The organism is Alphaproteobacteria bacterium (assembly GCA_016699305.1).
Classification (GTDB): domain Bacteria; phylum Pseudomonadota; class Alphaproteobacteria.
Genome location: CP064970.1, coordinates 1835477 through 1861449, shown reverse-complemented (window position 1 = coordinate 1861449; position 25973 = coordinate 1835477). Strand labels below are relative to the sequence as shown.

The following is a 25973-nucleotide window of genomic DNA, read 5'->3' as shown; positions in this document are numbered from 1 at the left end:
TACGGCCTTATTTTTTAAACAAAGATATCACGCCAAGGCTCTGCGGCTTTTAACCTCCAGGGCATACACAATATCCGTCAAGATGCCTTCGCGAAGTCCACGATCACCCACACGCAACCGCTCGACAGGCCATAGGCTCAATAAAGCTTCGAGGATTGCGCAACCTGAAACGATTAAATCGCCGCGATCGGGGCCGATGCCGGGAATACGATTGCGTTCGTCCCGAGTCAGGCTGCATAGGCGGCGCGTCATCCGAAGCGTTTCATCGGTTGCAAGAATACGTCCATCTACAGCTGAACGCTGATAGCGCGGCAAGCCGATCATCGCCGCCGCCAGAGTCGTCAAAGATCCCGAACAACCCAGAATTTGCACCTGCTGAGCCTTCATCTGCATCCCGATGCCGTTGCGCCGATCAAAGGGCAGCAATGCGGCACGGACACTGTCGATCATGTCCTGATAATGCTCTGACGAGATCGTATCGCCCCCATAGCGTTCAGTGAGGTTGACCACCCCGACCGGCAGCGACACATGGTCCAATAATCGCGGCGGCGCGGACGATGATTCAACCCGCAGCCACGCCAATTCCGTCGAACCGCCCCCGATATCGAACATCACAGCATGCAATGGCTTGGGCAAAAGCAAAGGCGCGCATCCGATCATGGCCAGCCGCGCTTCCTCGGCTCCGGAAATGATCTCGAAGCCAATGCCTGTTTCCCGTCGCACCCGTTCAAGAAAAGCCAATCCGTTGCTGGCCTGACGGCATGCCTCGGTGGCCACGGCGCGCAAATGCGTGACTTTGGCACGCCCCATTTTATCCCGGCATATGCGCAGCACCTCCATGGTGCGATCCATCGCTTCGGCGTTCAGTGCAGGGAACGTGCTAAGCCCTTCTCCCAAACGCACCACGCGCGAAAAAGAATCCACCACCAGAAAGGGGCTTTGTTCCGGCTGCGGCGAACGCGGCACGGCAACCAGCAATCTGCAACTATTCGTTCCCAGATCCAACGCCGCCAGAACGGGCTGAGATGGCCGGGAAGAATCCGGGCCGCTAGCCCTTGGGCTATCTCGACGCAGCTTTGCGTGGCTTGCATGGGCGATCATATCCATGCGGTAAGCTATACGAGACGGAGAATCAAGCCCTTGCTGAGATGATCCGTGAAAGACGCGCTGTGGCGGCAGCCGCTGACCGTTTGTATCGGATCTTGGCCATGAGTGGGCAGAAACACCAGATCGGCATGGAATATGTTCAACGCCACCTTGTTCTCGGTCAAAAGACGCCCAAAGCTGCGCTGCGCCAGGTCCAGTAAGTCAGTCACGGTGACCGGTTCATGGCCCCGCCCGCGCGCATGGCGCGAAAGGCCGGATTCCACGTCATCGCGGCTCAATGTGCTGTCTTCTCCTCGCCGCGAAGCGAACTGATCGAAAGGATCAATCGCTTCTATCAAAGCGTCGATTCCCGCATCCGAGCCATCGAAAGAGCGTGCCGCCTTGAACGCCCTGGCGATTATTCGGCGCAAATCTTCTCCATCACCGCCTACAGCAATCGGCGAATAATGGTGTTTCTCTTGGGAGGGGAAAGAATTAAGGGGCATGATGGCCGAACTTCTCAAATGCTATATGCGACCCTCAACATAAGTCATGATACCGAAACTAATAATGGCTTTCATGTTGGAGCATCGCATTTAACAACCTTCCTCGCATGTCTTGCGCTGGGCCAAAGCTGGGCTTATACCCTTGGGCATGAACGAATCCATGCCCTTGCCCGCCGATGTGGCGAGTTTAAACTTCGAGCAGGCCTTGGCCGAGCTTGAGCGTCTGGTTCGCCAGATGGAAGAAGGCCGCTTGTCGTTGGATGACGCCGTGTCGGCCTATGAGCGGGGCGATGCCCTGCGTCGCCGTTGTCTCGATCTGCTGCAGGTCGCGCAATTGCGTGTGGATCGTCTGGTCCCAGGCGAGAACGGGCCTGAAGCCCAATCTGATACCCAAGACCGCTAAGCTCCATTCCCACTTTCCAACCGAGGTTTCGCGTGATGCCATCCGCCAGCAATGATCTGATCCAAGCCATGACCGATGTCGCCGATAAGGTCGAGGATTTACTGAACCAATTGTTGCCGCAAACCGAGATGACCGAAAGGCCTTTATTCGAGGCGGCGCGTTACGCCTGTCTGGGTGGCGGTAAGCGTTTGCGGCCTTTCCTGGTCATGAATGCCGCGTCCTTGTTTGGCGTGGCCGAGCCGCGCGCCCTGCGCGCCGCCGCCGCCGTCGAGATGATCCACAGTTATTCCCTGGTGCATGACGATCTGCCGGCCATGGACAATGCCGATCTGCGGCGCGGCAAACCCACCGTCTGGCGCGCCTTTGACCATGCGACGGCGGTTTTGGCGGGGGATGGCCTGCTGACTTATGCCTTCGAAGTATTGGCCGACCCGCAAACCCATGACGACCCCAAGGTGCGCTGTCAGCTGGTGCTGGCCCTGTCCCGCGCGGCGGGCATGAACGGCATGGTCGGCGGGCAGATGGTGGACCTGATCGCCGAGAAAACCACATTCGATATTGGCGAGGTGACCCGCCTACAGCGCATGAAGACGGGCGAGATGATCGCCGTCTCTTGCGAGGCCGGAGCCATACTGGGCCGCGCCTCGTCGCCCTATGAGCATGCCTTGCGCGCTTATGCGCATGATCTGGGCCTGGCCTTCCAAATCGCCGACGATCTGCTGGACGCCGAAGGCAGCGAGGAAGAGACTGGAAAATCCGTTCAGCGCGACGCCGCCGCCGGCAAGGCCACATTCGTCTCGATCCTGGGAATCGAGCGCGCGCGCGAGCAGGCCCATATGCTATCGCAACAAGCCATTGAACATCTGGCCATATTCGACGGTCGCGCCAAGGGGTTGGAGCAGGTGGCCAGCTTCGTGGTCGAGCGTAAGAATTGACGGATCGGGTTGTTTTCGGCTAGAAACCGTCATTCCCGAGAATGTGGGCGTCTATCTCAATCAGGATAGAGGTCACGCCGCCGGTGTCGCCGGGTCGGACTATCGGGACAACATAAAATCAGGAATAGCAGCTCATGAGCAAACGCTTACACTCAAAGTACAAGATCGACCGACGCCAAGGCGCGAATATCTGGGGCCGTGCGCGCAGTCCAGTCAATAAGCGCGAATATCGTCCCGGCCAGCACACGCAGCGCCGTGGCAAGCCCACCGATTACGGCATTCAGTTGATGGCCAAGCAGCGGTTAAAGGGCTATTACGGCAATATCGGCGAAAAGCAATTCCGCAAAATCTATCAAGAGGCCGAGCGTTTGCGCGGCGACACCGCCGAATTGTTGCTGCAGCTGTTGGAGCGGCGTTTGGATGCGGTGATCTATCGCATGAAGTTCGTGGCGACGGTCTTCGCCGCGCGCCAGTTCGTGAATCACGGTCATGTGCGGGTCAATGGTCGCCGCGTCACGGTGCCCAGCTATCGCCTGCGCGAAGGCGATCAGATCGAGATCAGCGGCAAGGCCAAGCAATTCGCCTTTGTCATGGAAGCTCTGAAGTCCTCTGAACGCGACGTGCCCGCCTATATCCAGGTGGACGGCGAAAAGGGCAAAGGCAGCTTCGTGCGCGCCCCCGCCATGGACGAGGTCCCCTATCCCGTGCGTATGGAGCCCAATCTGGTCATCGAGTTCTATTCGCGTTAATCTGGGTCAGTACAATACGGTCGCAGCGGAGAGAACACGTTTCCGCTGTGGCCCGTGGGGCCGTAGCTCAGCTGGGAGAGCGCTACAATCGCACTGTAGAGGTCGGGAGTTCGATCCTCCTCGGCTCCACCAAGATAACCAAAAGGCCGGCCCACGCAGGACCGGCCTTTTTCGTTGAGTGACCTGACTTAGAGAAAGTTATCCCACCAGCTTCAATACCGCCTCGGCGCTTGAGACTTCAAAGCCGCCTGGTTGTTCGATCGCCAATTGGGTAACCACTCCATCTTGAGCGACCAGGGCAAAACGTTGGCAACGGATGCCAAGGCCATAGGGCGTCCCGTCCATCTCCAGCCCCAACGCCTTGGTCAAAGTGCCGTTGCCATCGGCCAGCATGGTGATCTTATCGTCCGCTTGGGCGCTCTTGGCCCAGGCTTGCATCACAAAGGGATCGTTCACCGACAAGCACATGATCGCGCGGACGCCCTTGGCACGGAATTCATCCGTCTTAATGATGTAGCCGGGCAGATGCTTGGCCGAGCAAGTCGGCGTGAATGCACCAGGAACCCCGAACAGCACTGTCTTACCCTCAAACAGCTCTTCGGTGCGGACATCTTGTAATCCGTCTTCCGTGAGGCATTTCAATATGGTCGAGGGGATTCGGTCACCGATCTTGATGGTCATGACTTTGGCTCCTTTGCTTGATGAAAGCGATACCGCTCATCCCTGCAAAAGGGACGAGGATTGTTCCCTTTCTTCATTAACCCCTCTTGTCCCATCTGGCAAGCAACGCACCGGACATACAGCCCCTTGACGCCAAGCCTCGGCCTACTGCATTTTGCCCTAGGCTGACGATGATCTTCAAAAAACAGCCCTTGACCAAGAATCCGAAGGAAACCATGTCCACACGCATTTCTTTATTCAGCAGCCCCTTTCTGCTTGGCTTTGATCACCTCGAACGCAGTCTCGAGCGCGTGGCCAAGGCCAGCGATGGCTATCCGCCCTATAACATCGAACAACTCAGCGAAACGCGGTTGCGCATCACCTTGGCCGTGGCGGGGTTCTCGCTGGATGATTTATGCGTTCAGGCCGAGGATAATCAGCTGATCATCCGCGGCAAGCACCCCGAATGTCCGGAAGATCGCGTCTATCTGCACCGAGGCATCGCCGCACGGCCCTTCCAACGCTGTTTTATGCTGGCCGAGGGTATTCTGATCGCCGAGGCCACATTGGATAACGGCCTGCTGCATATTGACCTAGACCGCCCCATCCCGCAGCCCAAAGTCACCAACGTGCCAATTCATAAAGGCCCCAGCACGCCTTTGAGCAAGGCGATAGAGGAAGCGCGTAGAGACAAGTTATAGAAACGAATGGACGCTTAACATCATCTCCAATACGCCCATGCAAATAAAAATAATTACGATTCATACATAAAATGCCGCTATTCTTAGCGGGGGTGATTCCAGCGCATAATGGTATATGCGTGTATGTGTTCACAATATCTTCCATTTCTGCCACATTAGCGGCAGAAATGTCGGAGCATTAAGGAGCAAGCGACCATGAACTTGATGACACGAGTTTTGGTGGGGATATCGGACATCTTCCCGCACAGCGACCGCTTGGCCCGAGTCGCATTGCGCGCGCATAAGAAAGATATGCGCCGGACTTTGGGACGCGCCATGGGTGCAGCGACCATGTTGGGCCGCCCCGAAAAGGGCGTGGAGATGATCGAGCAGATGGTGCATGGCTCGTTGGCCTATTTGGAACGAGCACGCGCCAAAGGACCGGGCCGGACATCGCTGGATATTCGAAGGGGCGTTTATAATGATGTGGCCGCTTGCGTACGCGATGCCATGGTCTTGGACCCAAGCATGAAGGAGCGTTTCGCGCACCGCATCGACCGCTTGACCTATCAGAATAAATCATCGTCCAAGGCGATGATCGTCCAGATCGACGCCGCCCATGAGCAAGAAAATCTCAGGCAGGCGCAGGAAACCCTCAAGCTTAGCCCCGAGGCTTTCGTGGATTTGTACGAGCGAAAGACGGAACAGGCGATCCGGCAAGGCGGCGATGGAATGAATCAGCTTGATCGCATGATGGGGAATGGTCTGCGACATGTGGTCCAAATATATCAGCAAACACTGGGTGTCCCTGCGGCTGAAAATGTGCTGCAGACCGTCATGGACGCCTTCCGTGCTCGTTATGTGACACGAAACGCGGCGGGAAAAATGGACAGAAATCAATCCCAAGCGAGTGCACGGATCATTGAATTCACCCATAAGAGCATTGTTCCCATCTTTCGAGAAGTTCAAGGAGTCGAGGTCCAGCAGAATCGGGCCAAGCAAGAAGCAGAGAAGGCTCATGAAAAGTCTCTGGCACAAAGACGGGCAGATAAGATGGTGGAATTGAAGGAGTTGTTCCTAGGTCGCTGCTACGATGACTCAAATATACAAAAGCAGCGAATAATGTGCCGCGGCTTTGGCCTGATCGTTCGAGACAATCACCTTCTGACCGAAGAACAGAAGAAAAACGTCATCGCCGATGCGGCAAAAGCTCTCAAGGATCAAGTGGAACGCCGTCAAAGAGCGGCTGAGCGTTTTAAGCGGGAACAATGCGCAGTGCAGCAAGCAGCACAAGCAGGCAATGTTTCGACCATTTCGACATCTCGGCAGAGTCGCACTGACGGGGACACGAGGCGCATTCATCGAGTCGCTCGGGGTGCTGGCCCCACGTTGAGACAGTAGCTGAGGTTGAGTTTCGCCCCTAAAGTAGAGGAAAGGGGCATAGAGCGTCAAAGACACGAAAGAAAAGCACGCCAAGGAGTTCAAGATGCGTGGGCGATAGAGGCGTTGATGAAGGATTATGCGATTCGGGCGCGAATGGACCGGAGCAACGGCACGGTTAGAACGACTGCCGGAGGCCGTGAGAGGCCGTGAATGGCAAACATGCTCCGGTCGGCATTTTACATGCTGCGGTTACATGGAAGAAAACCGTCAATCTATTGGGAACACGCGGCCTTGCGTGATGCGGCGCGCATGTAACCGTCCGGCCTGTAACCCGTTTTTGCGCGCAGACGCTAGAAAACTCCCACGCTGCGCCCGCGCCCATATAGGTTTTCCGCCAGGAAGGACTCAAAAGATTTCAAAGACTTGCAATGTTGCAAGTCTTTGTTTTGTTAGCATTCCTTGATTTTTCTCACATTTACTCACATAATCTCACATAGGCCATATGGGGTCATTCATGAACTGGGCAGATTTCCGTCTGAGCAAGAGATTGGCGTTATCGGCCACCGATGCCGAGACCGTCTTTTCAGCCATTGCCGAGATTGACGCCGTCAAAAAAGTTTGGCGCATCACGGATACGCTGATCCCGCAAACCATTGAGCGCCTGACACAGTCGGTCATCGTCACCTCGGCGGGCGCGTCAAACCGTATCGAAGGCAACCGCCTGACCGATGCGCAAGTCGAAGCGCTCTACCGCAATATGCACATCAAAAAGTTCAAGACCCGCGACGAGCAGGAAGTGGCGGGCTACATCGAAGTCTTGCAGACGATCTTCACGGACTTTGACGCCATTCCCGTCAAGGAGTCCACGATCCTCCAGATGCATCGCGATATGCTGCGTCACTCAGACAAGGATCGCGGCCATTTGGGGCAATACAAGTTCGGCCCGAGCCGCGTCGAGGCCAAGGATCAAAGCGGCAATCTGGTGGGCATCATTTTCGATCCCACGCCGCCGCATCTGACCCCCAAGGAAGTGCACGAACTATGCGACTGGTACAACTGGGCCACCGAAGCAAAGTTTAAGCACCCGTTGATCCTGACCGCCAATTTTCTGTTCGAATATCTGGCCATTCATCCTTTTCAAGATGGCAACGGGCGCACGAGCCGCCTGCTGACAAACCTTATGCTTTTGCGCCAAGGATACGACTTTGCGAAAGTCGTATCGCATGAACGCCTCGTTGAGGACAACAAGGTCGATTACTATCTTGCGCTCAATAAAACGCAGAGCACACGGAAGTCGGATGCCGAGAACATGACGCCGTGGCTGACGTTCTTCTTTGCCATCATGCGACTGCAGGCCCAGAAGGCTCTGGCCCTTTTGGAAGGCGACAGGATCGAGGATACGCTCTCGGAAAAACAACTTGCCCTGTGGCAGTGGGCGAACGGCCTTGCCGATAAAACCTTCACGCGCAAGATGGCTGTGGAGGCTCTTGGTTTCCCGCCGCGCACGATCGAGGCGATCATCAAGAAACTTGTCGATCTTAAACGCTTGGATCGCACCGGAGAAAGCCGCGCCACGCGCTATAGAGTCAAGGATAGGGTCAAGGCACCGTAGCGGGATCATCCGCCCATCTCTTGCGAGCATGATGGGATTTTGCCTCAAATCGGCGTCTTTTGTCTGCATCAAAAATGTCTGCCAGACACCTTTCTATCTAGCCCGCACAAACACGCCGTCGCGTTCCAAGGCGATGAAGCGACGCCGCGCCCCGCGTGGATTTGACAAAAAGCATACTTTGGATGAGACACTGCAAACAAACATACCCTTTGGGAGACGCTTCATGTTTTATGCGCACAGTCTGGTTGATCAGCCAGACAAGTCTCAATGGCACACGCTTCAAGATCACCTGCAAGCAACCGGGGCATTGGCGGCCGAATTTGCCCGAGAGTTCGGGGCGGAAAATGCCGGCATGATGGCCGGTCTATGGCATGACCTTGGGAAATATACATCTAAGTTTCAGGGTCGTCTGTCTGGTTCACAAGAGCGCGTTGACCACTCAACGGCCGGCGCAAGGGAGATACGAAACCGCACAAAAGGTCAAAGCGACTTAGTCATCGCGGAACTGCTGTCTTACGCGATCGCTGGGCATCATGCGGGACTTGCTGACCCCGATGAATTGCGGCGGCGTCTAAAAAGTGATGCAGAGATTTTGGACGAGGCATGGCAGCACGAAATAAAAAATGAAGTTGGCCCTTTATGGGTTGGTCTTCCCCACCTATCAAAAGACAAAACTTGCGCGGCTTTTCAGCTGGCGTTTCTCGGTCGGATGATTTTTTCGTGTTTGGTGGACGCGGATTTCAAAGATACCGAGCGGTTCCATGCGACACACGCGCAGAAAACAATTGATCGCGCGTGGCCGGATCTTCGTCAATGTGCTGATGAACTGATCTGCCGGTTTGACGCGCATATGTCCAAGTTACAGGAACGCCCCGGACCGATAAACAACTTGCGACAGGATATATTAAAACATGTTCGAGCCAAGGCGATGATGGACCCTGGCCTGTTTACGCTGACGGTACCTACTGGTGGCGGCAAGACTCTGGCTTCGCTGGGCTTTGCCCTGGATCATGCCAAAGCCCATAATCTGCGCCGTATTATTTATGCCATACCCTTTACCTCCATCATTGATCAAAGCGCCACCATCTTCAGGGATGTTCTGGGTGAAGGCCATGTTTTGGAACACCACGCTTCAATTGAGGAAGATCGCTTCGCGGATTATGAACAACGCGACAAGCTGCGCCTGGCCATGGAAGATTGGGCCGCACCGGTGATCGCAACAACCAATGTCCAGTTGTTTGAGAGTCTCTTTGCCAATCGTCCGTCTCGTTGTCGCAAACTGCACAATTTGGCCCATAGCGTCCTTATTCTTGATGAAGTTCAAACTCTGCCGCTGCGTTATCTTCGCCCATGTTTGGCGGCACTGGATGAATTGGCCAAAAATTACAAGGTCAGTGTTGTGCTGTGTACCGCAACTCAGCCCGCTTTCGACAAACGCACATTCAAGCATGGCGGCCTTGATCTGGAGGGACGGGAATTGGCTCCTGATCCTGATGGACTTTTTAGTCAACTCAAACGTGTCACCATCACTCGGGAAGGGGAATGGAGTGACGCTCATTTGATCGCGGCTCTACGCGATCACCAGCAAGGCTTAGTTATCGTCAACACACGCAAGCACGCTTTGAGACTGCACCGCATGGCTACTGAAGCGGGGCTTGACGGCGTGGTGCATTTGACCACACGGCAATGCGCCAGAGATCGACGCGCGATATTACAGCGCGTCAAAGATACGTTAAAAGCGGATGCTCCATGCCGACTGATCGCCACGTCTCTGATCGAAGCGGGTGTGGATATTGATTTTCCGTGTGTATGGCGGGCCGAGGCCGGTCTTGATCAGATCGCGCAGGCAGCAGGCCGATGTAACCGGGAAGGAAAACATTCACATGAAGAAAGCATCGTAACTGTCTTTAAGTCTGCAGAGCATAAGCCCCCGCCTGAGATTGCGCAATTGGCGGCTGATTTCGCAGCGATTGCCGATAAACACAATTACTGGTTGTCACGCGATGCGATTAATGATTACTTTTCGGAAGTTTTTTGGCGTAAGGGTGCTGGCCAACTGGACCAGAAAAAGATTCTGGAACAGTTCAGCATCAGCGAGGGCCGTCCTTCATGCGCCTATAGAACCGTGGCTGAGGCATTCCAAATGATCGAAAGCGGCTTACGTCCCATCATCATCCCCGGGGATCCTGCGGTTGCGGATATTTTGGGTCGCTTGAATTCTTCCGATGCATCGGCGGGAAAAGCGGCCCGTGAACTTCAAACTTTTATTGTTCAGGTTCCGCCACGGGATTTTGAAAATCTCCAGCGGAATGGGCGCGTACAACTGCATCGGGAAGATTTATGGGGCACTCAGTTCGCGGTGCTGACAGATGCCAGCCTGTATCAGCCGGAAATCGGCTTGATATGGGAAGATGCCGATGTGTTGAACGAGACGATCTTTTAGGGAGACGGACCATGACCCAAGGTATCAGGCTTCACGTCAGTGGTGATCGCGCCTTGTTCACGCGGCCCGAGATGAAGGTGGAGCGCGTATCTTATGACGTGATGACTCCTTCAGCCGCGCGGGGGATTTTGGAGGCCATTCACTGGAAACCTGCCATCACTTGGGTGATTGACGCCATTCATGTGCTAAGGCCCATCCGTTTCCAATCCATTCGCCGCAATGAAGTGGGGCATAAAATTCAAGAAGGCAAGGTCAAGACGGCCATGAAACGCGGCAGTCTGGAAGGGCTACATCTTGCTGTCGATGAGGATCGTCAGCAACGCGCTTCGACTCTCCTTGTTGATGTTGCCTATGTCATCGAGGCGCATTTCGATTTTACGTCGAGCAAAGGCGCGGAAGATACGCCCGGCAAACATCTGGATATCTTTCATCGCCGCGCGCGCAAGGGCCAATGTTTTCATCAACCCTGTTTGGGAACGCGCGAATTTCCAGCACGGTTTTCCCTGCTAGAGCCCGAGGACTCCATTCCGCCAGCGATCAGCGAGACCCGCGACCTTGGCTTTATGCTGTGGGATATCAATCATGCCGGGGATCGCGCCTCCATGTTCTTCCGGGCCAAGCTGGATGCGGGCGTGGTAAGGGTTCCGGCACCCAATTCGTCGGAGATTTGCCGATGACTATTCTGGCTTCACTGAACCGGGCTTATGAAAGACTGGCCATCCATCATCAGGTGCCCGTCTTTGGATATTCCAACGAGAAAGTCAGTTTTGTCATTTCCTTGAATCCGGACGGTTCGATGGCAAGTGCGCCGCGCGATCTTCGCGATCAATCAGGCAAGAAGCCGGTTCCCCGATTTATGTATGTTCCCCAGCCCTACAAAAGTGCCTCTGGAATCAAGCCGAAGTTTCTGTGGGATAAAACATCTTATGTTTTGGGAGTGACGGCGAAGGAAGACAAGCGGTCCAAGGCCGAGCATCAGGCTTTTACGGATTTCCATATGGAGGCATTGAAGAACTCTGGCGACGAAGGGCTTCAGGCTTTATGCGCGTTCTTGCGACAATGGACGCCCGAGAGATTCCAGCAGGCCGATTGGCCAGATGATCTTAAAAGCGCCATGCTGGACCAAAATATCGTTTTTACTTTAGAGAACGACAGATTATCCGAAATCTACCTGCATGACCACCCGGCGGCGCGGCAAGCATGGGCGAAACTGTTATCTGAAGGAGATAAGACAAAGGCGGTGTGTCTGGTGTCGGGCGAAAAAGGCTCGATCGCCCGATTGCACCCGAGCATCAAAGGTGTGTGGGGTGGCCAATCATCTGGCGGCTCGATTGTATGTTTCAACGAGGACGCCTTCAAATCCTACGGCCATCAAAAGGGCGACAATGCCCCCATTTCCGAAGCGGCGACCTTTGCCTATACAACGGCACTGAACAAGTATCTAGAAAAAGGCAGTCATAACCGTATCCAGATCGGGGATGCTTCCACCGTATTTTGGGCCGATGCCTCGAACGCGAAAGTAGCGGAAGAGGCTGAAGACGTGGCGGCATCTTTGTTTGAGGTGGATACAGCCGTCGTGGCTAGAGATGAAATCAAGCCCATTTTGGAAAACATTCGGCAGGGCAAGCCCCTGACTGAAACAGCACCAGAGCTAAGCGAAGGTGTGCGGTTTTTCGTTCTCGGTCTGGCACCCAATGCGGCCCGTATATCCATCCGATATTGGTTTGAGGATGATTTCGGCACGCTTGTTGAAAACTATCAAAAGTTCCTGGCGGATATGCGCATTGAGCCATCGGGCCGGAATGACGTTTCCAGTTTGTGGCACTATCTTTTGGAATTGGCGGTGCAGCGAAAGTCGAAAAATGTGCCACCGCATATTGCGGGAGAGTGGATGCGGTCCATTCTGACGGGGACGGCCTACCCCATGGCTCTTCTAACAAATGTGCTGATGCGCATCCGTGCGGATAAGGAAATCAACACGCGGCGCATCGCAATGCTCAAGGCTGTTCTTGTGCGTAACTTCAAATCAAAGGAGGCCCCTGTGGCACTTGATCCCGACAACAGAAACAAAGGTTATCTGCTGGGACGGCTGTTCGCGTTCTATGAGCGTATTCAGTCGGAAGCCCTTGGAGATAATCTCAACGCAACCGTCAAAGACAAGTTCTACAGCGCAGCTTCAGCGCAACCACGCAAAGTCTTCGCTTTGCTGGATCAGGGATCGGCCAGACATCTTGCCAAACTTAGAAAGCAGAAGCCGCCAGGACACAAAATATATCTTGAAAAGCAGGTTGCGGAGATATTCGCGCTGATGTCACCCGCAGAAGATCCCTATCCGACAGCGCTCTCTGCCGGAGAACAGGCCTTGTTCGCTCTTGGCTACTACCACCAGCACAGCGAGTTCTATAAACCCAAGCAGCCTAACGAAACAATGAAGGAGCCAACCCCATGACCCATCTCAACAACCGCCACGACTTTGTGGTTCTTTTTGATGTCACCAACGGGAATCCCAACGGCGACCCAGATGCCGGGAACATGCCAAGGCTGGATCCAGAAACCGGCCATGGGCTTGTTTCCGATGTATGCCTAAAGCGTAAGGTGCGTAATTATGTTGAGATGGCGCGAGCCGATCAACAGGGCTTCAATATCTATGTTCAAGATGGTTCGATCCTGAACGAAAAGCATCGTGAGGCCTATAAGGCATTGCGTCCCAATGACGATAAAGCAGAAAAAGAGAAAAAGCTGAATCCAAAGGACGATCAAGAGGCCAAGGAACTGCGGCTTTTTATGTGCAAGAATTTCTTTGATGTACGCAGCTTCGGTGCCGTGATGAGTACGGGGATTAACTGTGGGCAAGTGCGCGGGCCTGTGCAACTGTCCTTTGCGCAGTCTGTTGAGCCGATTGTGCCCCAAGAAATCTCCATCACGCGCATGGCTGCAACCAATGAGAAGGAAAAAGCCGAACGCCAGCAAGGCGGTGACGAAAATGACCGCACGGATAACCGCACCATGGGCCGCAAGCACATTGTGCCTTACGGTTTATACCGGGCGCATGGGTTCGTATCGGCCAAATTGGCCGAGCGCACCGGTTTTTCCGAGGATGATCTGAAAGTACTGTTCGAGTCGGTAGAAAACATGTTCGAACATGATCGCTCGGCCGCACGTGGTGAAATGTGTGTGCGTAAGCTGATCGTGTTCAAGCATGATTGCGCCCTGGGTAATGCGCCAGCACATACGTTGTTTGATCGCGTTCATGTCGGGCGCAATGTCGGCGGCGCACTTCGAGCGATTGGGGATTCGGGATTGGATCATCAGCCGCCCGCCCGCAGTTATGGCGATTATAAGGTTGAGATCGACAAGACAAATATGCCCGAAGGAGTGACTATCATCGAGCGCATCTAGCCTATGGCTGGCGCAGGAACGGGGGATGGTGACTCCTGGGAAACCGAGCCCATCCCCATTTCGGCCTTGCAGCATGCCGTGTATTGCCTTCGGCAAGCCGCCCTTATCCACCTGGAGCGGCTGTGGTCTGAAAACCGTTTCACGGCCGAGGGGCGCGTTTTGCATGATGTGACCGATCAGCCAGGACAGCGTAAGATTAAGGGGATACGCCGGGTCGCCGCACTGCCTGTGGCCTCGGCAAAACTTGGCATGGCAGGGATCGCCGATCTTGTAGAGTTTCGCTCAACTGACATGGGCGAGATTCCGTATCCGGTTGAGTTTAAGCGCGGCAAGGCCAAACTTCACCGTGCCGATGAAGTTCAACTATGTGCCCAAGCCCTATGCCTTGAAGACATGACAAGGCAAGTTGTGGCTGAAGGTGCCCTTTTCTATGCACAGACAAAACGCCGGGTGGTTGTGCCTTTCGATGCTGAGTTACGCGACCTAACCTTACTGACCATTACCCAGCTCAAAGCCATTTTTGCATCCCGGCTGACGCCGCCCCCGACACCACATACTCAGCGCTGCCGTGCGTGTTCGCTATACGACTTGTGCCGTCCCAAAGATGTTGCCAAACCTGCCAAGGCTTGGCGCAAACGCATGGCGGATGTGGTGTTAGAAACGGAGGAATTTTCCGCATGAAGAAACTTCTCAATACCATCTATGTGACGACGGAAGGGTGCAGCCTGCGTAAGGATGGAGAAAATTTCCTTGCGGAAAACGAAGGAAAAACGTTAGGCCGCGCTCCTTTGCATATGCTGTCCTCAATTGTCGTGTTTGGCGGCATCTATGTTTCACCGCCCCTTATGGAGGCGTGCGCCAACCATGGCATCACACTCGTCTTCCTGGATCGCAACGGCCGTTTCCAGGCGCGTGTCGAAGGCCCCGTCAGCGGTAACGTTTTGTTACGCCGCGCCCAATATAAAATCTCCGACACACCGGAAGATATTGTGAAAAGTCTGGTCATGGGCAAGATCGCCAATCAACGGGCTGTTCTGATGCGCGCCCTACGGGATTACAACGATGTTTATGACGACGCGACGAAAAATGATCTGGTGCAAACCACGCGCCAAATGGCACACAGTTTGTCATACATCAATCAGCATGCTCTTGGTCTCGATGTGTTGCGCGGTGCTGAAGGGGATGCGGCTCGATTATATTTCAGCATGTTTAATAACCTTATCCGGTCTCCCGATCTAGAATTCGCGTTCAAAGGACGATCGCGTCGTCCACCGCTTGATCCCACCAATGCTTTGTTGTCGTTCTTCTACACACTACTAACGCATGACTGCAGAAGCGCGCTTGAAAGCGTGGGGCTTGATCCCGCTGTTGGTTTTCTGCATCGGGATCGTCCAGGACGTCCCAGTCTTGCGCTGGATTTGATGGAGGAGCTACGCCCCATATTTGCGGATCGTCTGGTTCTTTCGTTAATCAATCGGCGGCAGTTGAGAAGTAAGGATTTTGAAACGCGTGATGGAGGAGCGTGTTTCTTGACTGATGAAGCCCGCAAGACAGCCTTGACGGCTTGGCAGGATCGTAAAAAGGAGGAGCGGAAGCATCTTTTTCTTGAGGAGGATGCGCCCTTAGGTCTGGTGCCATACCTGCAAGCGCAGTTGCTGGCCAGGCATTTAAGGGGCGATATTGACGCATACCCACCATGGTTCTGGAAATAGGCGGGTGCTGCATGATGGTATTAGTGACCTATGACGTGTGCACAACCGATGCCGATGGTGCCAAGCGTTTGCGTCGCATTTCCAGGGCCTGTCAGAATTATGGGCAACGTGTTCAACATTCCGTTTTTGAAATCGAAGTGGATCCCGCACAATGGACAGCTTTAAAACACAAATTGGAGACCATCTTTAACGCTCAACTCGATAGCTTAAGGTACTATTATCTAGGATCCAATTGGCTCCGTCGCGTGGAGCATGTGGGGGCCAAGCCCAGCACAGATTTGAACGGTCCCATGATTATTTGAATTTCTTAGGACGCGCGAACCCCAAGCATGTGAAAAAATCCCGGCAGGTTCGCGCAGCCAATAAAGATTTGTAATTAAAAGAAGAAACATGTCAGGAGGACAAAAGATTGATTTTTTCTATCCGAAAAATGCCATTTCGCGCTATTCACTGACTTTAATAAGCAATGCCAGAGTGTTAGCATGACCCCGTCGCCCCCTTCGCGGGGGCGTGGATCGAAACACAATGGGTCTGGTCTCGGTTGGGAAAGTGGGGAGTCGCCCCCTTCGCGGGGGCGTGGATCGAAACTGTCAAATGTGCAGTTGATAAAGTCGCGCATCTAGTCGCCCCCTTCGCGGGGGCGTGGATCGAAACCTCAACGGCGGGGGCGGCTGCTTGTTGCTCGCTCGTCGCCCCCTTCGCGGGGGCGTGGATCGAAACTTGGTGCTGCTATCATAATAGGCGCGAAACGATACTGTCGCCCCCTTCGCGGGGGCGTGGATCGAAACCCTCCGAATAGGTCCTCGTTGTCCATTACGCAAAAGTCGCCCCCTTCGCGGGGGCGTGGATCGAAACTTCCCCAGGCAGGATACCAATGATCTGCCTGCTCGTCGCCCCCTTCGCGGGGGCGTGGATCGAAACTCGGTAACGGTAATCTGCCGTTTAAGCTGGGCCTGGTCGCCCCCTTCGCGGGGGCGTGGATCGAAACTGGCATAAACACAACAGCGACCAAAGGCCACAGTGTCGCCCCCTTCGCGGGGGCGTGGATCGAAACAATATCGTACCGGCTCACCAAGCGGATCTCATCGGTCGCCCCCTTCGCGGGGGCGTGGATCGAAACTGATAAGATCAATCTAGCTCAATGTTTGGCTAGTGGTCGCCCCCTTCGCGGGGGCGTGGATCGAAACTCGAAAGAAGAGCGCGATGCGTTCGAACAAGTGCGTCGCCCCCTTCGCGGGGGCGTGGATCGAAACACCCATAACCATCAATAGAACAGTCAATATAACTGTCGCCCCCTTCGCGGGGGCGTGGATCGAAACCCATCACAAGCCTCAAACGCGAGACGGTGATGGGGTCGCCCCCTTCGCGGGGGCGTGGATCGAAACGAAAACGTATCGACAGGTTTCCGCGAGGCAATGGTCGCCCCCTTCGCGGGGGCGTGGATCGAAACCCGTTGGCAGCACGATCAACGGATTGCCGCTGCGGTCGCCCCCTTCGCGGGGGCGTGGATCGAAACGAAATAAAACACCCTGAAATTTGACCAAGGAATGGGGTCGCCCCCTTCGCGGGGGCGTGGATCGAAACGCTTTTCCGCATTAGTCAACATGTTTCTTTGTTGCGTCGCCCCCTTCGCGGGGGCGTGGATCGAAACGAAGAGGCTGTAGGCGGTGGATTTGGCGCGTGGCGTCGCCCCCTTCGCGGGGGCGTGGATCGAAACTCTCGCAGAAGAACGGCATCTGACGGCGGATTGTGTCGCCCCCTTCGCGGGGGCGTGGATCGAAACAAGCTTGACTACTCTCGTCGTTTGGCTGCCGCCGGTCGCCCCCTTCGCGGGGGCGTGGATCGAAACGTTGATAGAACGATGTCTATTACTGAGGCTTTAAGTCGCCCCCTTCGCGGGGGCGTGGATCGAAACATCTTTACCGCGATTTGTACTTTATTCGGCGCGGTCGCCCCCTTCGCGGGGGCGTGGATCGAAACTGGCCCTCGTGGCCTGATCCATCCCATGGGAGACCGTCGCCCCCTTCGCGGGGGCGTGGATCGAAACATAATATCAACCACATGCACCAGCCCCCCGCATTGTCGCCCCCTTCGCGGGGGCGTGGATCGAAACAACCAAGGCGGCCTGTCCACGCAGGAAGTGGTGGGTCATGGATAAAACCGAGAAGATTGGCGTAGATGGTGTTTCCACAATGTTGCGTGACGAAATACATCTTAGCGATGACGCCATTGCTAAATGCATTGATATTAGTAAAGTGAATGGAGTTGGCGAAGACGTTCTTCGTCAAGTGCAAGCCTTGGGCGTCAAGCATGTTCTGCTGGATGAAGGGCTTGAGGAATTAGCGCAGCTTAGTCGTAATTTGGGTGACGTTCCGGCCAACACACGTGTCCATTTGGACATGTCCATCACGCGCGGATTAGCTTACTATACCGGCAACGTTTTTGAGACGGAATTGGAACGCGGCACAATTAAGGCCAGCGTTTGCTCCGGCGGACGTTATGAGAATCTTGTTGGCGATATGGTAAATGCGAAGCTTCCCGGCGTTGGCATCTCAATTGGCTTATCTCGACTTATGGCCATCATGATCGCCGCCGACCTCTTGCCTAAACGCGCCCCAACGCCAACACAGGTGATGGTCGCCTACACGCCCGGCATTACCCAGCAGATGCAGATTGCCGCATCTCAAATGCTGCGTCGCCAAGGCATGTGACCTGCCCCCCAAATATCTACCATCAGGAAGTAGAGTCCATGATGTCATGAGAGCCTCATGACGGGCTGGGATGCAAGGGGTAAGGGGGCATGCCCCCTTACCCCTTGTGATTGGGCGGCTTGCGCGACCTGGGCGGGGGTTTGGCCCGCCAGGGCCGAGTGAGGCCGGACCTCGTTATAGTCTTCGCGCCATGCGTCCAGCACTTCTTGCGCATGGCGTAGGTTATGAAACAATGTTTCGTTCAGGCATTCGTCGCGCAGTTTGCCGTTGAAGCTCTCGACAAAGCCGTTCTGCTGCGGCTTGCCCGGAGCGATGTAGTGCCATTCCACCTGACGTTCCTGCTGCCACGCCAACATGGCATGGCTGACCATCTCCGGGCCGTTGTCACTGACGGACCAGGCAGGGCTTGCCCTTGGTCGCTATCAGACGATCCAGCTCCCGCGCCAGACGATGTCCGGAGAGGGACGTACCGGCCACCAGGGCCAGGCACTCCCGGCTGAAATCGTCCACCACACACAATATCCGGAAGCGCCGCCCATCGGTCAGCGCATCCGACACAAAGTCCAACGACCACCGCTGACCGGGACCTTGTGGCACCGTCAGAGGCCGGCGCGTCCCCAAGGCCCGTTTGCGCCCCTTGCGGCGGCGTACCGTCAAACCTTCCTCCCGATACAGCCGCCATAGCTTCTTCTGGTTCATGCGCAGGCCCTCTCGCGCCAATAACACGCCCAGCCGGCGATAGCCAAACCGTCGCCTCTGGCCGGCCAGTTCCCGCAAACGCGCGCGAGCCTCCTGATCTGAACGCCGCCGCGCCCGGTAGCGTTGCACGCTGCGATCCTGGCCCGACACCTTGCACGCCCGCCGCTCACTCACTCCGTATCCCTCTCGAAGCTCATTCACGACCTGTCGCCGCACAGCGGGCGTTACCATTTTTTTGAGGCAATGTCCTTGAGCATCGCGTTGTCCAGCATCGCTTCCGCCAGCAGCTTCTTCAAGCGACCGTTCTCTGCCTCAAGACTTCGAAGCCGAACCGCCTCAGAGACGTCCATCCCGCCAAACTTCGCTTTCCACTTGTAAAACGTCGCTGGACTGATCCCGTGACGGCGGCATACCTCCTCCGTCTTCCCTCCGCTCTCTTGCTCTCGCAATATCCCGATAATCTGTTCTTCCGTATGACGCTTCTTCATCTTCCGCTCCTTCTTTTCCCCCTCAGGGGGGCTCCTGTGCGGACTCTACTTCATCTTGGATGGATTCTCGGGGAGCAGGTCAAGGTACTTGACCGGCGACGCCTTGGAACCAACAGCGAATGGGTCTTTCCGGTCGAAACCAGCAAATCTGGCCATTTCACCGACCCTAAGCGGGCTTGGCAGCGTGTGTTGGCGCGGGCTGGCATTAAGGATTTACGCATTCATGATCTGCGCCGGTCACTGGGAAGCTGGCAGGCATCCACAGGCGCAAGCGGGTTCATCATCGGCAAGTCACTGGGGCATAAATCGCAGCAAGCGACGCAAATTTACGCTCGACTCAATCTCGATCCCGTGCGCGAATCCGTAGAGAAAGCAACTCAGGCAATGATGGCTGCCGGAAGAAGGCATTAAGGCATGAGCGAGATCGTGATATATGCCCAAGAGGGGCACGATGTAGAAGTGCGCTTGCAAGGCGAGACCGTCTGGCTAACTCAGCGTCAGATGGCCGACCTGCTCGAGACCTCGACGGATAATATAAGTCTGCACATCGCCAACATATACGAAGCTGGCGAACTGTTAGAGACGGCAACTACCGAGGAATCCTCGGTAGTTCAAACTGAAGGCAAAAGACAGGTTAAACGTAAGGTAAAGCTCTATAATCTGGATGTTATCATCTCCGTTGCTTACAGGGTGAATTCAAAACGTGGTGTACGCTTTCGTCAATGGGCCACACGAGTGCTGAATGAACATCTGACAAAAGGCTATACCCTTAATCGCCAACGCCTTGAGAACAACGCCCGCGAATTAGAGGCCGCATTGCGGCTTGTCCAGCACACGACCAGAACGTCCGCCCTCACCGCCGATGAAGGGCGCGGACTGGTTGAAATACTGGGCCGCTATACCCAAACCTTTTTACTGCTCCAACGTTATGACGAAGGAACCCTTACCGATCCAGCAGGCACCGGCGGCGGCACCCTTCCAACCTTGGCTGAAGCCCGCATCATTCTGGCAACCCTGAAAGCTGACCTGGCCGCACGTGGGCAGGCGAGCGATCTGTTCGCACGAGAGCGAGGGGAATCTTTTGAAGCCATTCTTGGCAATTTGCAGCAAAGTGTTCTTGGCGAACCTGCTTATCCCACGATTGAAGCAAAGGCCGCCCATCTTCTTTATTTTGTGATCAAAAACCATCCGTTCTCAGATGGGAACAAGCGCAGCGCCGCCTGTCTGTTTATCGATTTTCTCCATCGCAACCGCGCTTTTATGCGTAACGGCCAACCCGTTATCAATGACATAGGCTTGGCCGCGCTGGCTCTTCTTGTGGCAGAATCGGCCCCTGACCAGAAAGAAACCATGATCCGTCTGATCATGAATATGCTGGCCCCTTCGCATTCGAACCTTTGCAGTATGTCCTAGAAGGATAAGGAATGATCGAACCATCCCCCGATGAAACAATTCAGAAAATCGACATGGGCTTCCCGGCCATCGCTCGTGCTGCCATTGAAAAAGCGCGTCAAACGAACACCAAACTCGTGATTTGGAAAGACGGGAAGATTGTCGAGGTTGCACCAGAAGAGGCATCGCCCGATGAAAGACCTGCTTAAAGATTTCAAAATCCAGCGCGTTCTGCGCCAGCTCTCGGATCAAACGATAGATCTTCTGGTTGCTAAATTTTGCGATGAGCCAAAACCGGATTTGCAAAGCATCCGCAAAAATAAAAAGAAAAAAGACACTCTTCAAGCGGTCACCGATGCGATTTCCGATCATCCCCGCTGCATTCGCGCTCTCAGAGTCGCCCATTTCTTCCATAAAGAGCGCAGCGCATTCACCAGCCTACGCCCCTTCTTGTCCGGCCATCACGAGGCGCAAGTCGATTGGGCAAAAATTGACGCAGGAAAATCGGAAGCTGAACAGGTCGTTCTCCTTTACATGGAGCAGGAAAAACTTGTCGGCGATTATTTCGTCATGAGCCTGCACACGCAGCAAAGCAAAATGTATTGCTCTTGCAGAAATGATTACACAGGGGGTGACGTTCAAGCGCCTGATACGAAGACGCTGGATGCGTTAAAGACCAATCTGCTTGCCCGCATCCATCGTGACAGGGGCAGCCGTTACAGCGATGCCCGCTCATTCAGCCATGGCAGCAAGATTTTCCTCATGCTGGAATTTGACGATCTTCCGTCCTATCAGCGCGAATATGAAAATGGTGAGAACAAGCCGGTGGATAAACATCCGCGATTAGCGCTGGGCCTTGTATATGTCTTTGACACACGCCACAAAACCATCGACGCCATCGCAGACACGCCGGAAATACGCCTGAAAATGCATCAGGTCTGCGCGGAAGTTATCTATGGAAAAAAGGTAGGGGCCAGCCCCAAAAGGTAATAGACGCCCGCCCACCGAAAAACGAAGTCTTTGACCTGCAAGCCCTCCTTGATCGCGTGATCGCGGGAAAGCCTTTGTCAGTCCCCATGTCAGATACCGGGGTCAAACAGGCTTTTGTTGGTTCATTAAGGGTGCAAAGGACAAAGCATCCTTTCTGGGAAACATCGCTGAATATCAGAATTCCCAAGAACCATCTGGAACAGGAACAGCCGCGCGATTGGGTTCAGGAAATTCGGGATTGCGCCAACAGCCGCATCAACATCAACCCCGATCCCGGCGGCTGGTGGCATCGCAGCTATGTAGAAGCAACCCAAGCGGCGCTGTTCGTCGTGTACTGGGACACGGCAGAAAAGAAAGACGTTTCCGTGAAAGTCACCATAAGCAGTTCCGGCGACACGGGCCTTGGCCATGACGAAACGGATGAGAACATCAAGCGGTTCTTCCGCGAGATCAAATTGTTGAGGGCTTGCGGCAATGAAGAACAAGACGACAGCGACAGCGAAACCGACGGCGCAGCCACGCAAGCCGCCTAAACGATGGCCGAGATTTCTCATAGATATGCTGAGGCAGCTGGATGTTGCTGGGGATGATCCGGTATTCCTTGCAAAGGCTGACATTGGTTTGGACGCCAAGCCATATCTTCCCGGCCTTATGAAACACGGGCTGTTATCGGAAGAGCACACGAACTCAGTTGCCTGCATTTCATGCGATGCCACGGCAATTGTGCGCCGCAAGGGTGCAAAGGGTAAGATGACTTCGGCCCTATGCCCCTGCTGCGGAATCACTTTTCAGCCCAGCGATGAAGAACTCAGGCGATGGCGTGCCGATTGGAACAGTCTTGGGCTATGGGTCCAGAACATGGCAGGAACGGATGGAGAGAGAGAAGCTATTTCATCCACGGCGCTCTTTCTCGGACATTTGACCAAGAGGCAAGAGCGGTTTGAGGTTTATCTGGCGCGGTCTTTGTCCGATCAAGAGAAGGCGAAGCAAGCCTATGCTTCCATATCCCAGTCCATGAACGGATCGGGCATTGTGCTTTCCCTTGCCAGGAATCCGTCAAAGACAACCAATCCCAAAATGACTGTCGTCAACCTTGCCGAATGCATGGTGTCGACTCGTGCAGATTTTACATTCGTGTGGCCTGACTATGTCTTTGCTGGAAAAAATCAAGCGAAGCAAAGTGCCGGGTTAACGAGGGCACAAAATGACCCGCGACAAAAGCAGAAGGAAAGTCTTAAAGCGTTCGTACGATCAAAAATCACCACATTTTTTGCGGATAAATACCATCACCAGATTGCTGATGAAATAACCAAACAGCATACCAGTCAAATCACATACACAGACCGCTTGGGCGAAAAGCAGTTATCCAAACGCCTGATCCTTGATGCCATCGCCGAAGTTATGCGCGAAAACGGATTTGAGGATTGGATTTCTGGGAGAAAATTCTGGCCATAGGATGTTGGATAACCGCGGCTTGATACAGCCACCCAGCCATTCGGGTAATACCCGAATGGCTGATAGGTGATCCCCGTGATCAAAGCCGCGCCATTCAGGCTGATCTGCGCCACCTGGCCATCCAGCAATCTATTTAGTGTAACCAACGTCTTTTATCAAAACATCAATTAATTCTTCTAAGCTTGGATTTATCTCGAATACTATCCCCATGGCCTTAGAATATTGTGCAAGGATATTTCGTAGAGTATCCCTGTCATACACGTTTTTATCTTCAATCAAAGATACATTACCGAATTCACAATCCACAACTGTAAAACAAAAAAAGGATTCTTTATGTACACTCTTTCGTAATGTTAAATCTAACACCTTTCCATCAGCGTCGTAGGCTTGATATTCACCGTTTTCAACGTCAATGGGTTCCACATATCTTTCCAACGCTGCAGCACTGGAAAACATGCATACATCGCGCGAGTCTTTCTCGTAAAGAATAAGAGGAGTCTTCATATCACAGCCTGTTCATGAAGTTTGTATCCGAGCTTTTTCTTTCCCATGGCCGATGCCTTTTGATTCCCTGACCTTTCGGCGTTTCCCCATTGATATCAGGTGCGCCTCTTCTGTGATAATGCGGTAACTCTCCCAACGGATGACCTGTTCTATTGCCGAACGGTGCTATCCTTAGATTCTTACCAATGCAGATTTCTCGACCAAGATTATATTGGTTTCTGAGCAGTAAGGCCAACCCTACATCAACAGTTCTTTGCCCAATAAAATAAGCTCCTTCAGCTCCTGGGTCTGAATCGCTATATGCACCGGCGTCATAGAAGGGATTGCCAAATGGGTTCATTCCATCCGCTGCCGCCATAACGCCTGTTCCAAATCCCTGGGCAGCGACTTCCCCCCATGACGTTTCTGTTTGTGGCTGGGTGTATGCCTGCGCAGCCTCCCTATACGCCTGTTCAGCCCGTGATCCTGTCATGCTGGCACCATAGCCGATGGGGTCGGCGGTGCGTCCATCCGGATCCACAAACCCCACCGGATTGTTATTGTCAATATTATACGAGTTAAGGCCATCCAGCTGCAGCACGGGGTCGGGTTGGTTAAAGCGGCCCAGATGCATGTTATAGATGCGCGCGCCGTTATAGTTCATGTCGGTTTCGTCGTCATAGAACTGGCCGGGCAGGCGTTCGCGATAGTGGAAGGGAAAGGCGGCGCTGAGGCCGGGTGTGTAGTGCAGGGGCGACACGTCGGCCCAGGGGCCTGAGGCTTGCCAGTCCCAGACCATCGCGCCGTTCGCGCCGTTCAGGCGAATGGGCGCGCCGCGATAATCGGGATGCGCGGCATAGGCTTTGCCGTCGCCGCCCAGCACCGCCACGGGGGCGCCGTCCAGGCGCACCGTTTCCCATAAAGGCTTGGCGTCGGGGCCATACACGCCGCCCATCAAGCCGGACAGGTCATAGGCGTAGATCTCCTTACCCACGCCGCGCGTGCCGGGGCCCAGTTTCTCCACCCGCTGATCCGCGTGGTTATAGCGATACTGTGTGCCTTTATTCTTCACGCCCGAGGTGCGGTTCGCGCCGTCATAAGAAAGCTCCACGTCCTGCACGCCGTCAAAGGTCAGGTTCCCCGCCAAGTCATGGCGCATCGGCACGGTCTTGCCGTTGTTCTTCGTCACGCTGGTCACTTGGTTGCTGTTTCCCGCAATCACCGATGTCACCGTGCCCTTCACACCGTCGCGCTGCGCGGTGCGATTGCCCGATGGGTCGAAATCATAGCGCCCCGTGATGCCGTCGGTAAAGGTGTAGCGGTCCAACCACCCATTCCCCGCATAGCCAAAACGCTGCAGACCCAATTTGCCTTCTTGCAAAGTGGATAACCGCTCGGCCTGGTCATAGCCCATGGTGATATTCAAATCGGGAGTCGTGATCCCCGTGACATGCCCGTCCAGGTTAAAGCTGCGCCGATGCGCCTGCCCCAACGCGCTCCACCCCGAGGCCGGACCAAAGGCCTGATAGGTGATCCCCGTGATCAAAGCCGCGCCGTTCAGGCTGATCTGCGCCACCTGGCCGTTGGCGTTATAGGCGTAATTCAGCACCTTGCCCGAAGGCAACACCGCACGCACCACCTGACCCGCCGCGTTGCGGGTATAGGTGGTCGTCAATGTCACCTTGTCCACGATCTGAGACTCTTGCGACAGATGGCCTTGGGAGTCATAGGCATAAGTCGTGCTGCCCGCCGCGTATTGCGCCCCCGTCAAGCGCCCCTTGCCGTTCGCGCCTTGGTCGTAGTGCAACGTCTCGACCTGGTTATCGCCATAGGTGATGCGCGTGGGACGAAATTAGTCGAATCATCATGGGCATTATGATAAATTCCGGAATTGTTTGCGGAATCACGAGAAGGCATACCCCAATGACACAGCAGCTAACTTGGAAGGATACAATCATAATCTGGTGGGGTGTGATATTGAGGAGTACTTTTTACGTTATTATTATGTCTGTAATATTTAACATTTTTTGGAATTTATTAGTGCGCATACCGGGCATCAATATAGAACAAAACTTCTTTCATTCGCATAAATATTTATCGTATGTCACTACATATGTCTTCTATTTTGTATCTTATTTCATCGCTCTTAATAAAATAATGAGAGAGCACTCCCATAGGATTCAGAAT

Annotated in this window: 25 protein-coding genes, 1 tRNA gene, 1 pseudogene and 1 CRISPR repeat array; of the genes and pseudogenes, 21 read left to right on the top strand and 6 right to left on the bottom strand. The window is 54.4% G+C overall.

The annotated features are described in order from the left end of the window. Window positions 1-27: 27 nt before the first annotated feature. Window positions 28-1101: a Ppx/GppA family phosphatase gene (locus IPI58_08895; GenBank protein QQR68929.1), complete on the bottom strand. Its 1074-nt coding sequence runs from the start codon at window positions 1099-1101 to the stop codon at window positions 28-30. Between the two features lie 14 nt (window positions 1102-1115). Further along, window positions 1116-1592 carry a hypothetical protein gene (locus tag IPI58_08890; protein QQR68928.1) on the bottom strand — a complete coding sequence of 159 codons (477 nt, stop codon included), beginning with the start codon at window positions 1590-1592 and terminating at the stop codon, window positions 1116-1118. A gap of 148 nt (window positions 1593-1740) precedes the next feature. Here IPI58_08890 and IPI58_08885 point away from each other — a divergent pair, with 148 nt between their 5' ends. From IPI58_08885 to IPI58_08870, 4 genes are all read left to right on the top strand, one after another. Beyond that, on the top strand, window positions 1741-1995 hold the full coding sequence (locus IPI58_08885; GenBank protein ID QQR68927.1) for an exodeoxyribonuclease VII small subunit: 255 nt from the start codon (window positions 1741-1743) through the stop codon (window positions 1993-1995). Window positions 1996-2030: 35 nt separating this feature from the next. Further along, window positions 2031-2930: a polyprenyl synthetase family protein gene (locus tag IPI58_08880; GenBank protein QQR68926.1), complete on the top strand. Its 900-nt coding sequence runs from the start codon at window positions 2031-2033 to the stop codon at window positions 2928-2930. A 134-nt stretch (window positions 2931-3064) separates the two neighbouring features. Further along, window positions 3065-3679: a 30S ribosomal protein S4 gene (gene rpsD, locus IPI58_08875; GenBank protein ID QQR68925.1), complete on the top strand. Its 615-nt coding sequence runs from the start codon at window positions 3065-3067 to the stop codon at window positions 3677-3679. Window positions 3680-3735: 56 nt separating this feature from the next. Further along, window positions 3736-3811 (top strand) — tRNA-Ala (locus tag IPI58_08870). A 66-nt stretch (window positions 3812-3877) separates the two neighbouring features. On the opposite strand, the gene IPI58_08865 is transcribed toward IPI58_08870, so the two are convergent. Continuing rightward, on the bottom strand, window positions 3878-4360 hold the full coding sequence (locus IPI58_08865; protein QQR68924.1) for a peroxiredoxin: 483 nt from the start codon (window positions 4358-4360) through the stop codon (window positions 3878-3880). Window positions 4361-4575: 215 nt separating this feature from the next. Here IPI58_08865 and IPI58_08860 point away from each other — a divergent pair, with 215 nt between their 5' ends. The 11 genes from IPI58_08860 (at window position 4576) to IPI58_08810 (ending at window position 18279) form a co-directional block, all read left to right on the top strand. Continuing rightward, on the top strand, window positions 4576-5040 hold the full coding sequence (locus IPI58_08860) for an Hsp20 family protein (protein QQR68923.1): 465 nt from the start codon (window positions 4576-4578) through the stop codon (window positions 5038-5040). 195 nt (window positions 5041-5235) lie between these two features. Next, the gene (locus IPI58_08855) at window positions 5236-6420 is read left to right on the top strand and encodes a hypothetical protein (protein QQR68922.1); all 1185 of its coding nucleotides are present in this window, start codon (window positions 5236-5238) and stop codon (window positions 6418-6420) included. Window positions 6421-6916: 496 nt separating this feature from the next. Continuing rightward, a complete protein-coding gene (locus tag IPI58_08850) occupies window positions 6917-8014 on the top strand; it encodes a Fic family protein (GenBank protein QQR68921.1) in 1098 nt (365 codons plus the stop codon). Between the two features lie 223 nt (window positions 8015-8237). Continuing rightward, complete coding sequence (cas3, locus tag IPI58_08845; protein QQR70095.1) at window positions 8238-10457, top strand: CRISPR-associated helicase Cas3'; 2220 nt, start codon at window positions 8238-8240, stop codon at window positions 10455-10457. A gap of 11 nt (window positions 10458-10468) precedes the next feature. Further along, window positions 10469-11134 carry a type I-C CRISPR-associated protein Cas5 gene (gene cas5c, locus IPI58_08840; GenBank protein QQR68920.1) on the top strand — a complete coding sequence of 222 codons (666 nt, stop codon included), beginning with the start codon at window positions 10469-10471 and terminating at the stop codon, window positions 11132-11134. Next, complete coding sequence (cas8c, locus tag IPI58_08835) at window positions 11131-12906, top strand: type I-C CRISPR-associated protein Cas8c/Csd1 (protein ID QQR68919.1); 1776 nt, start codon at window positions 11131-11133, stop codon at window positions 12904-12906. Before cas5c ends, cas8c begins: the two co-directional genes overlap by 4 nt. Then, window positions 12903-13856 (top strand): type I-C CRISPR-associated protein Cas7/Csd2, encoded by a 954-nt coding sequence (cas7c, locus tag IPI58_08830; protein QQR68918.1) that lies wholly within the window; start codon window positions 12903-12905, stop codon window positions 13854-13856. Before cas8c ends, cas7c begins: the two co-directional genes overlap by 4 nt. Window positions 13857-13859: 3 nt before the next feature. After that, window positions 13860-14537 (top strand): CRISPR-associated protein Cas4, encoded by a 678-nt coding sequence (gene cas4, locus IPI58_08825; GenBank protein QQR68917.1) that lies wholly within the window; start codon window positions 13860-13862, stop codon window positions 14535-14537. Next, window positions 14534-15568 carry a type I-C CRISPR-associated endonuclease Cas1 gene (gene cas1c, locus IPI58_08820; protein QQR68916.1) on the top strand — a complete coding sequence of 345 codons (1035 nt, stop codon included), beginning with the start codon at window positions 14534-14536 and terminating at the stop codon, window positions 15566-15568. The genes cas4 and cas1c overlap by 4 nt, the downstream gene beginning before the upstream one ends. Window positions 15569-15579: 11 nt before the next feature. After that, window positions 15580-15870, top strand: coding sequence for a CRISPR-associated endonuclease Cas2 (cas2, locus tag IPI58_08815; GenBank protein QQR68915.1), 291 nt, complete (start codon window positions 15580-15582; stop codon window positions 15868-15870). Window positions 15871-16058: 188 nt separating this feature from the next. After that, window positions 16059-17681: a CRISPR direct-repeat array (repeat unit 32 nt; unit sequence GTCGCCCCCTTCGCGGGGGCGTGGATCGAAAC). 37 nt (window positions 17682-17718) lie between these two features. Then, window positions 17719-18279 carry an ATP phosphoribosyltransferase regulatory subunit gene (locus IPI58_08810; GenBank protein ID QQR68914.1) on the top strand — a complete coding sequence of 187 codons (561 nt, stop codon included), beginning with the start codon at window positions 17719-17721 and terminating at the stop codon, window positions 18277-18279. Between the two features lie 44 nt (window positions 18280-18323). On the opposite strand, the pseudogene IPI58_08805 reads toward IPI58_08810, so the two are convergent. Further along, window positions 18324-19466 (bottom strand): annotated as a pseudogene (locus tag IPI58_08805) (IS3 family transposase). Between IPI58_08805 and IPI58_08800 the strand changes: the two are divergent. From IPI58_08800 to IPI58_08775, 6 genes are all read left to right on the top strand, one after another. Continuing rightward, on the top strand, window positions 19452-19877 hold the full coding sequence (locus IPI58_08800) for a tyrosine-type recombinase/integrase (protein ID QQR68913.1): 426 nt from the start codon (window positions 19452-19454) through the stop codon (window positions 19875-19877). The pseudogene IPI58_08805 and the gene IPI58_08800 overlap by 15 nt on opposite strands. 3 nt (window positions 19878-19880) lie before the next feature. Next, a complete protein-coding gene (locus tag IPI58_08795) occupies window positions 19881-20879 on the top strand; it encodes a virulence protein RhuM/Fic/DOC family protein (GenBank protein QQR68912.1) in 999 nt (332 codons plus the stop codon). An 11-nt stretch (window positions 20880-20890) separates the two neighbouring features. Next, on the top strand, window positions 20891-21067 hold the full coding sequence (locus IPI58_08790) for a hypothetical protein (GenBank protein QQR68911.1): 177 nt from the start codon (window positions 20891-20893) through the stop codon (window positions 21065-21067). After that, window positions 21051-21848, top strand: a complete 798-nt coding sequence (locus IPI58_08785) for a hypothetical protein (GenBank protein ID QQR68910.1) — start codon at window positions 21051-21053, stop codon at window positions 21846-21848. The genes IPI58_08790 and IPI58_08785 overlap by 17 nt, the downstream gene beginning before the upstream one ends. Window positions 21849-21979: 131 nt before the next feature. Continuing rightward, complete coding sequence (locus tag IPI58_08780; protein ID QQR68909.1) at window positions 21980-22381, top strand: hypothetical protein; 402 nt, start codon at window positions 21980-21982, stop codon at window positions 22379-22381. Next, complete coding sequence (locus IPI58_08775; GenBank protein QQR68908.1) at window positions 22323-23303, top strand: hypothetical protein; 981 nt, start codon at window positions 22323-22325, stop codon at window positions 23301-23303. Before IPI58_08780 ends, IPI58_08775 begins: the two co-directional genes overlap by 59 nt. A gap of 129 nt (window positions 23304-23432) precedes the next feature. Here the strand turns inward: IPI58_08775 and IPI58_08770 are convergent, their stop codons facing one another. After that, the gene (locus IPI58_08770; GenBank protein ID QQR68907.1) at window positions 23433-23807 is read right to left on the bottom strand and encodes a hypothetical protein; all 375 of its coding nucleotides are present in this window, start codon (window positions 23805-23807) and stop codon (window positions 23433-23435) included. Between the two features lies 1 nt (window position 23808). Beyond that, window positions 23809-25593, bottom strand: coding sequence for an RHS repeat-associated core domain-containing protein (locus tag IPI58_08765; GenBank protein ID QQR68906.1), 1785 nt, complete (start codon window positions 25591-25593; stop codon window positions 23809-23811). Between the last annotated feature and the right edge of the window lie 380 nt (window positions 25594-25973).

Bases quoted from the DNA above. Each gene is read 5' to 3' on its own strand.
- IPI58_08895 (QQR68929.1), bottom strand. From the start codon at position 1,101: ATGATCGCCCATGCAAGCCACGCAAAGCTGCGTCGAGATAGCCCAAGG.
- IPI58_08890 (QQR68928.1), bottom strand. From the start codon at position 1,592: ATGCCCCTTAATTCTTTCCCCTCCCAAGAGAAACACCATTATTCGCCG.
- IPI58_08885 (QQR68927.1), top strand. From the start codon at position 1,741: ATGAACGAATCCATGCCCTTGCCCGCCGATGTGGCGAGTTTAAACTTC.
- IPI58_08880 (QQR68926.1), top strand. From the start codon at position 2,031: ATGCCATCCGCCAGCAATGATCTGATCCAAGCCATGACCGATGTCGCC.
- rpsD (QQR68925.1), top strand. From the start codon at position 3,065: ATGAGCAAACGCTTACACTCAAAGTACAAGATCGACCGACGCCAAGGC.
- IPI58_08865 (QQR68924.1), bottom strand. From the start codon at position 4,360: ATGACCATCAAGATCGGTGACCGAATCCCCTCGACCATATTGAAATGC.
- IPI58_08860 (QQR68923.1), top strand. From the start codon at position 4,576: ATGTCCACACGCATTTCTTTATTCAGCAGCCCCTTTCTGCTTGGCTTT.
- IPI58_08855 (QQR68922.1), top strand. From the start codon at position 5,236: ATGAACTTGATGACACGAGTTTTGGTGGGGATATCGGACATCTTCCCG.
- IPI58_08850 (QQR68921.1), top strand. From the start codon at position 6,917: ATGAACTGGGCAGATTTCCGTCTGAGCAAGAGATTGGCGTTATCGGCC.
- cas3 (QQR70095.1), top strand. From the start codon at position 8,238: ATGTTTTATGCGCACAGTCTGGTTGATCAGCCAGACAAGTCTCAATGG.
- cas5c (QQR68920.1), top strand. From the start codon at position 10,469: ATGACCCAAGGTATCAGGCTTCACGTCAGTGGTGATCGCGCCTTGTTC.
- cas8c (QQR68919.1), top strand. From the start codon at position 11,131: ATGACTATTCTGGCTTCACTGAACCGGGCTTATGAAAGACTGGCCATC.
- cas7c (QQR68918.1), top strand. From the start codon at position 12,903: ATGACCCATCTCAACAACCGCCACGACTTTGTGGTTCTTTTTGATGTC.
- cas4 (QQR68917.1), top strand. From the start codon at position 13,860: ATGGCTGGCGCAGGAACGGGGGATGGTGACTCCTGGGAAACCGAGCCC.
- cas1c (QQR68916.1), top strand. From the start codon at position 14,534: ATGAAGAAACTTCTCAATACCATCTATGTGACGACGGAAGGGTGCAGC.
- cas2 (QQR68915.1), top strand. From the start codon at position 15,580: ATGATGGTATTAGTGACCTATGACGTGTGCACAACCGATGCCGATGGT.
- IPI58_08810 (QQR68914.1), top strand. From the start codon at position 17,719: ATGGATAAAACCGAGAAGATTGGCGTAGATGGTGTTTCCACAATGTTG.
- IPI58_08800 (QQR68913.1), top strand. From the start codon at position 19,452: ATGACGCTTCTTCATCTTCCGCTCCTTCTTTTCCCCCTCAGGGGGGCT.
- IPI58_08795 (QQR68912.1), top strand. From the start codon at position 19,881: ATGAGCGAGATCGTGATATATGCCCAAGAGGGGCACGATGTAGAAGTG.
- IPI58_08790 (QQR68911.1), top strand. From the start codon at position 20,891: ATGATCGAACCATCCCCCGATGAAACAATTCAGAAAATCGACATGGGC.
- IPI58_08785 (QQR68910.1), top strand. From the start codon at position 21,051: ATGAAAGACCTGCTTAAAGATTTCAAAATCCAGCGCGTTCTGCGCCAG.
- IPI58_08775 (QQR68908.1), top strand. From the start codon at position 22,323: ATGAAGAACAAGACGACAGCGACAGCGAAACCGACGGCGCAGCCACGC.
- IPI58_08770 (QQR68907.1), bottom strand. From the start codon at position 23,807: ATGAAGACTCCTCTTATTCTTTACGAGAAAGACTCGCGCGATGTATGC.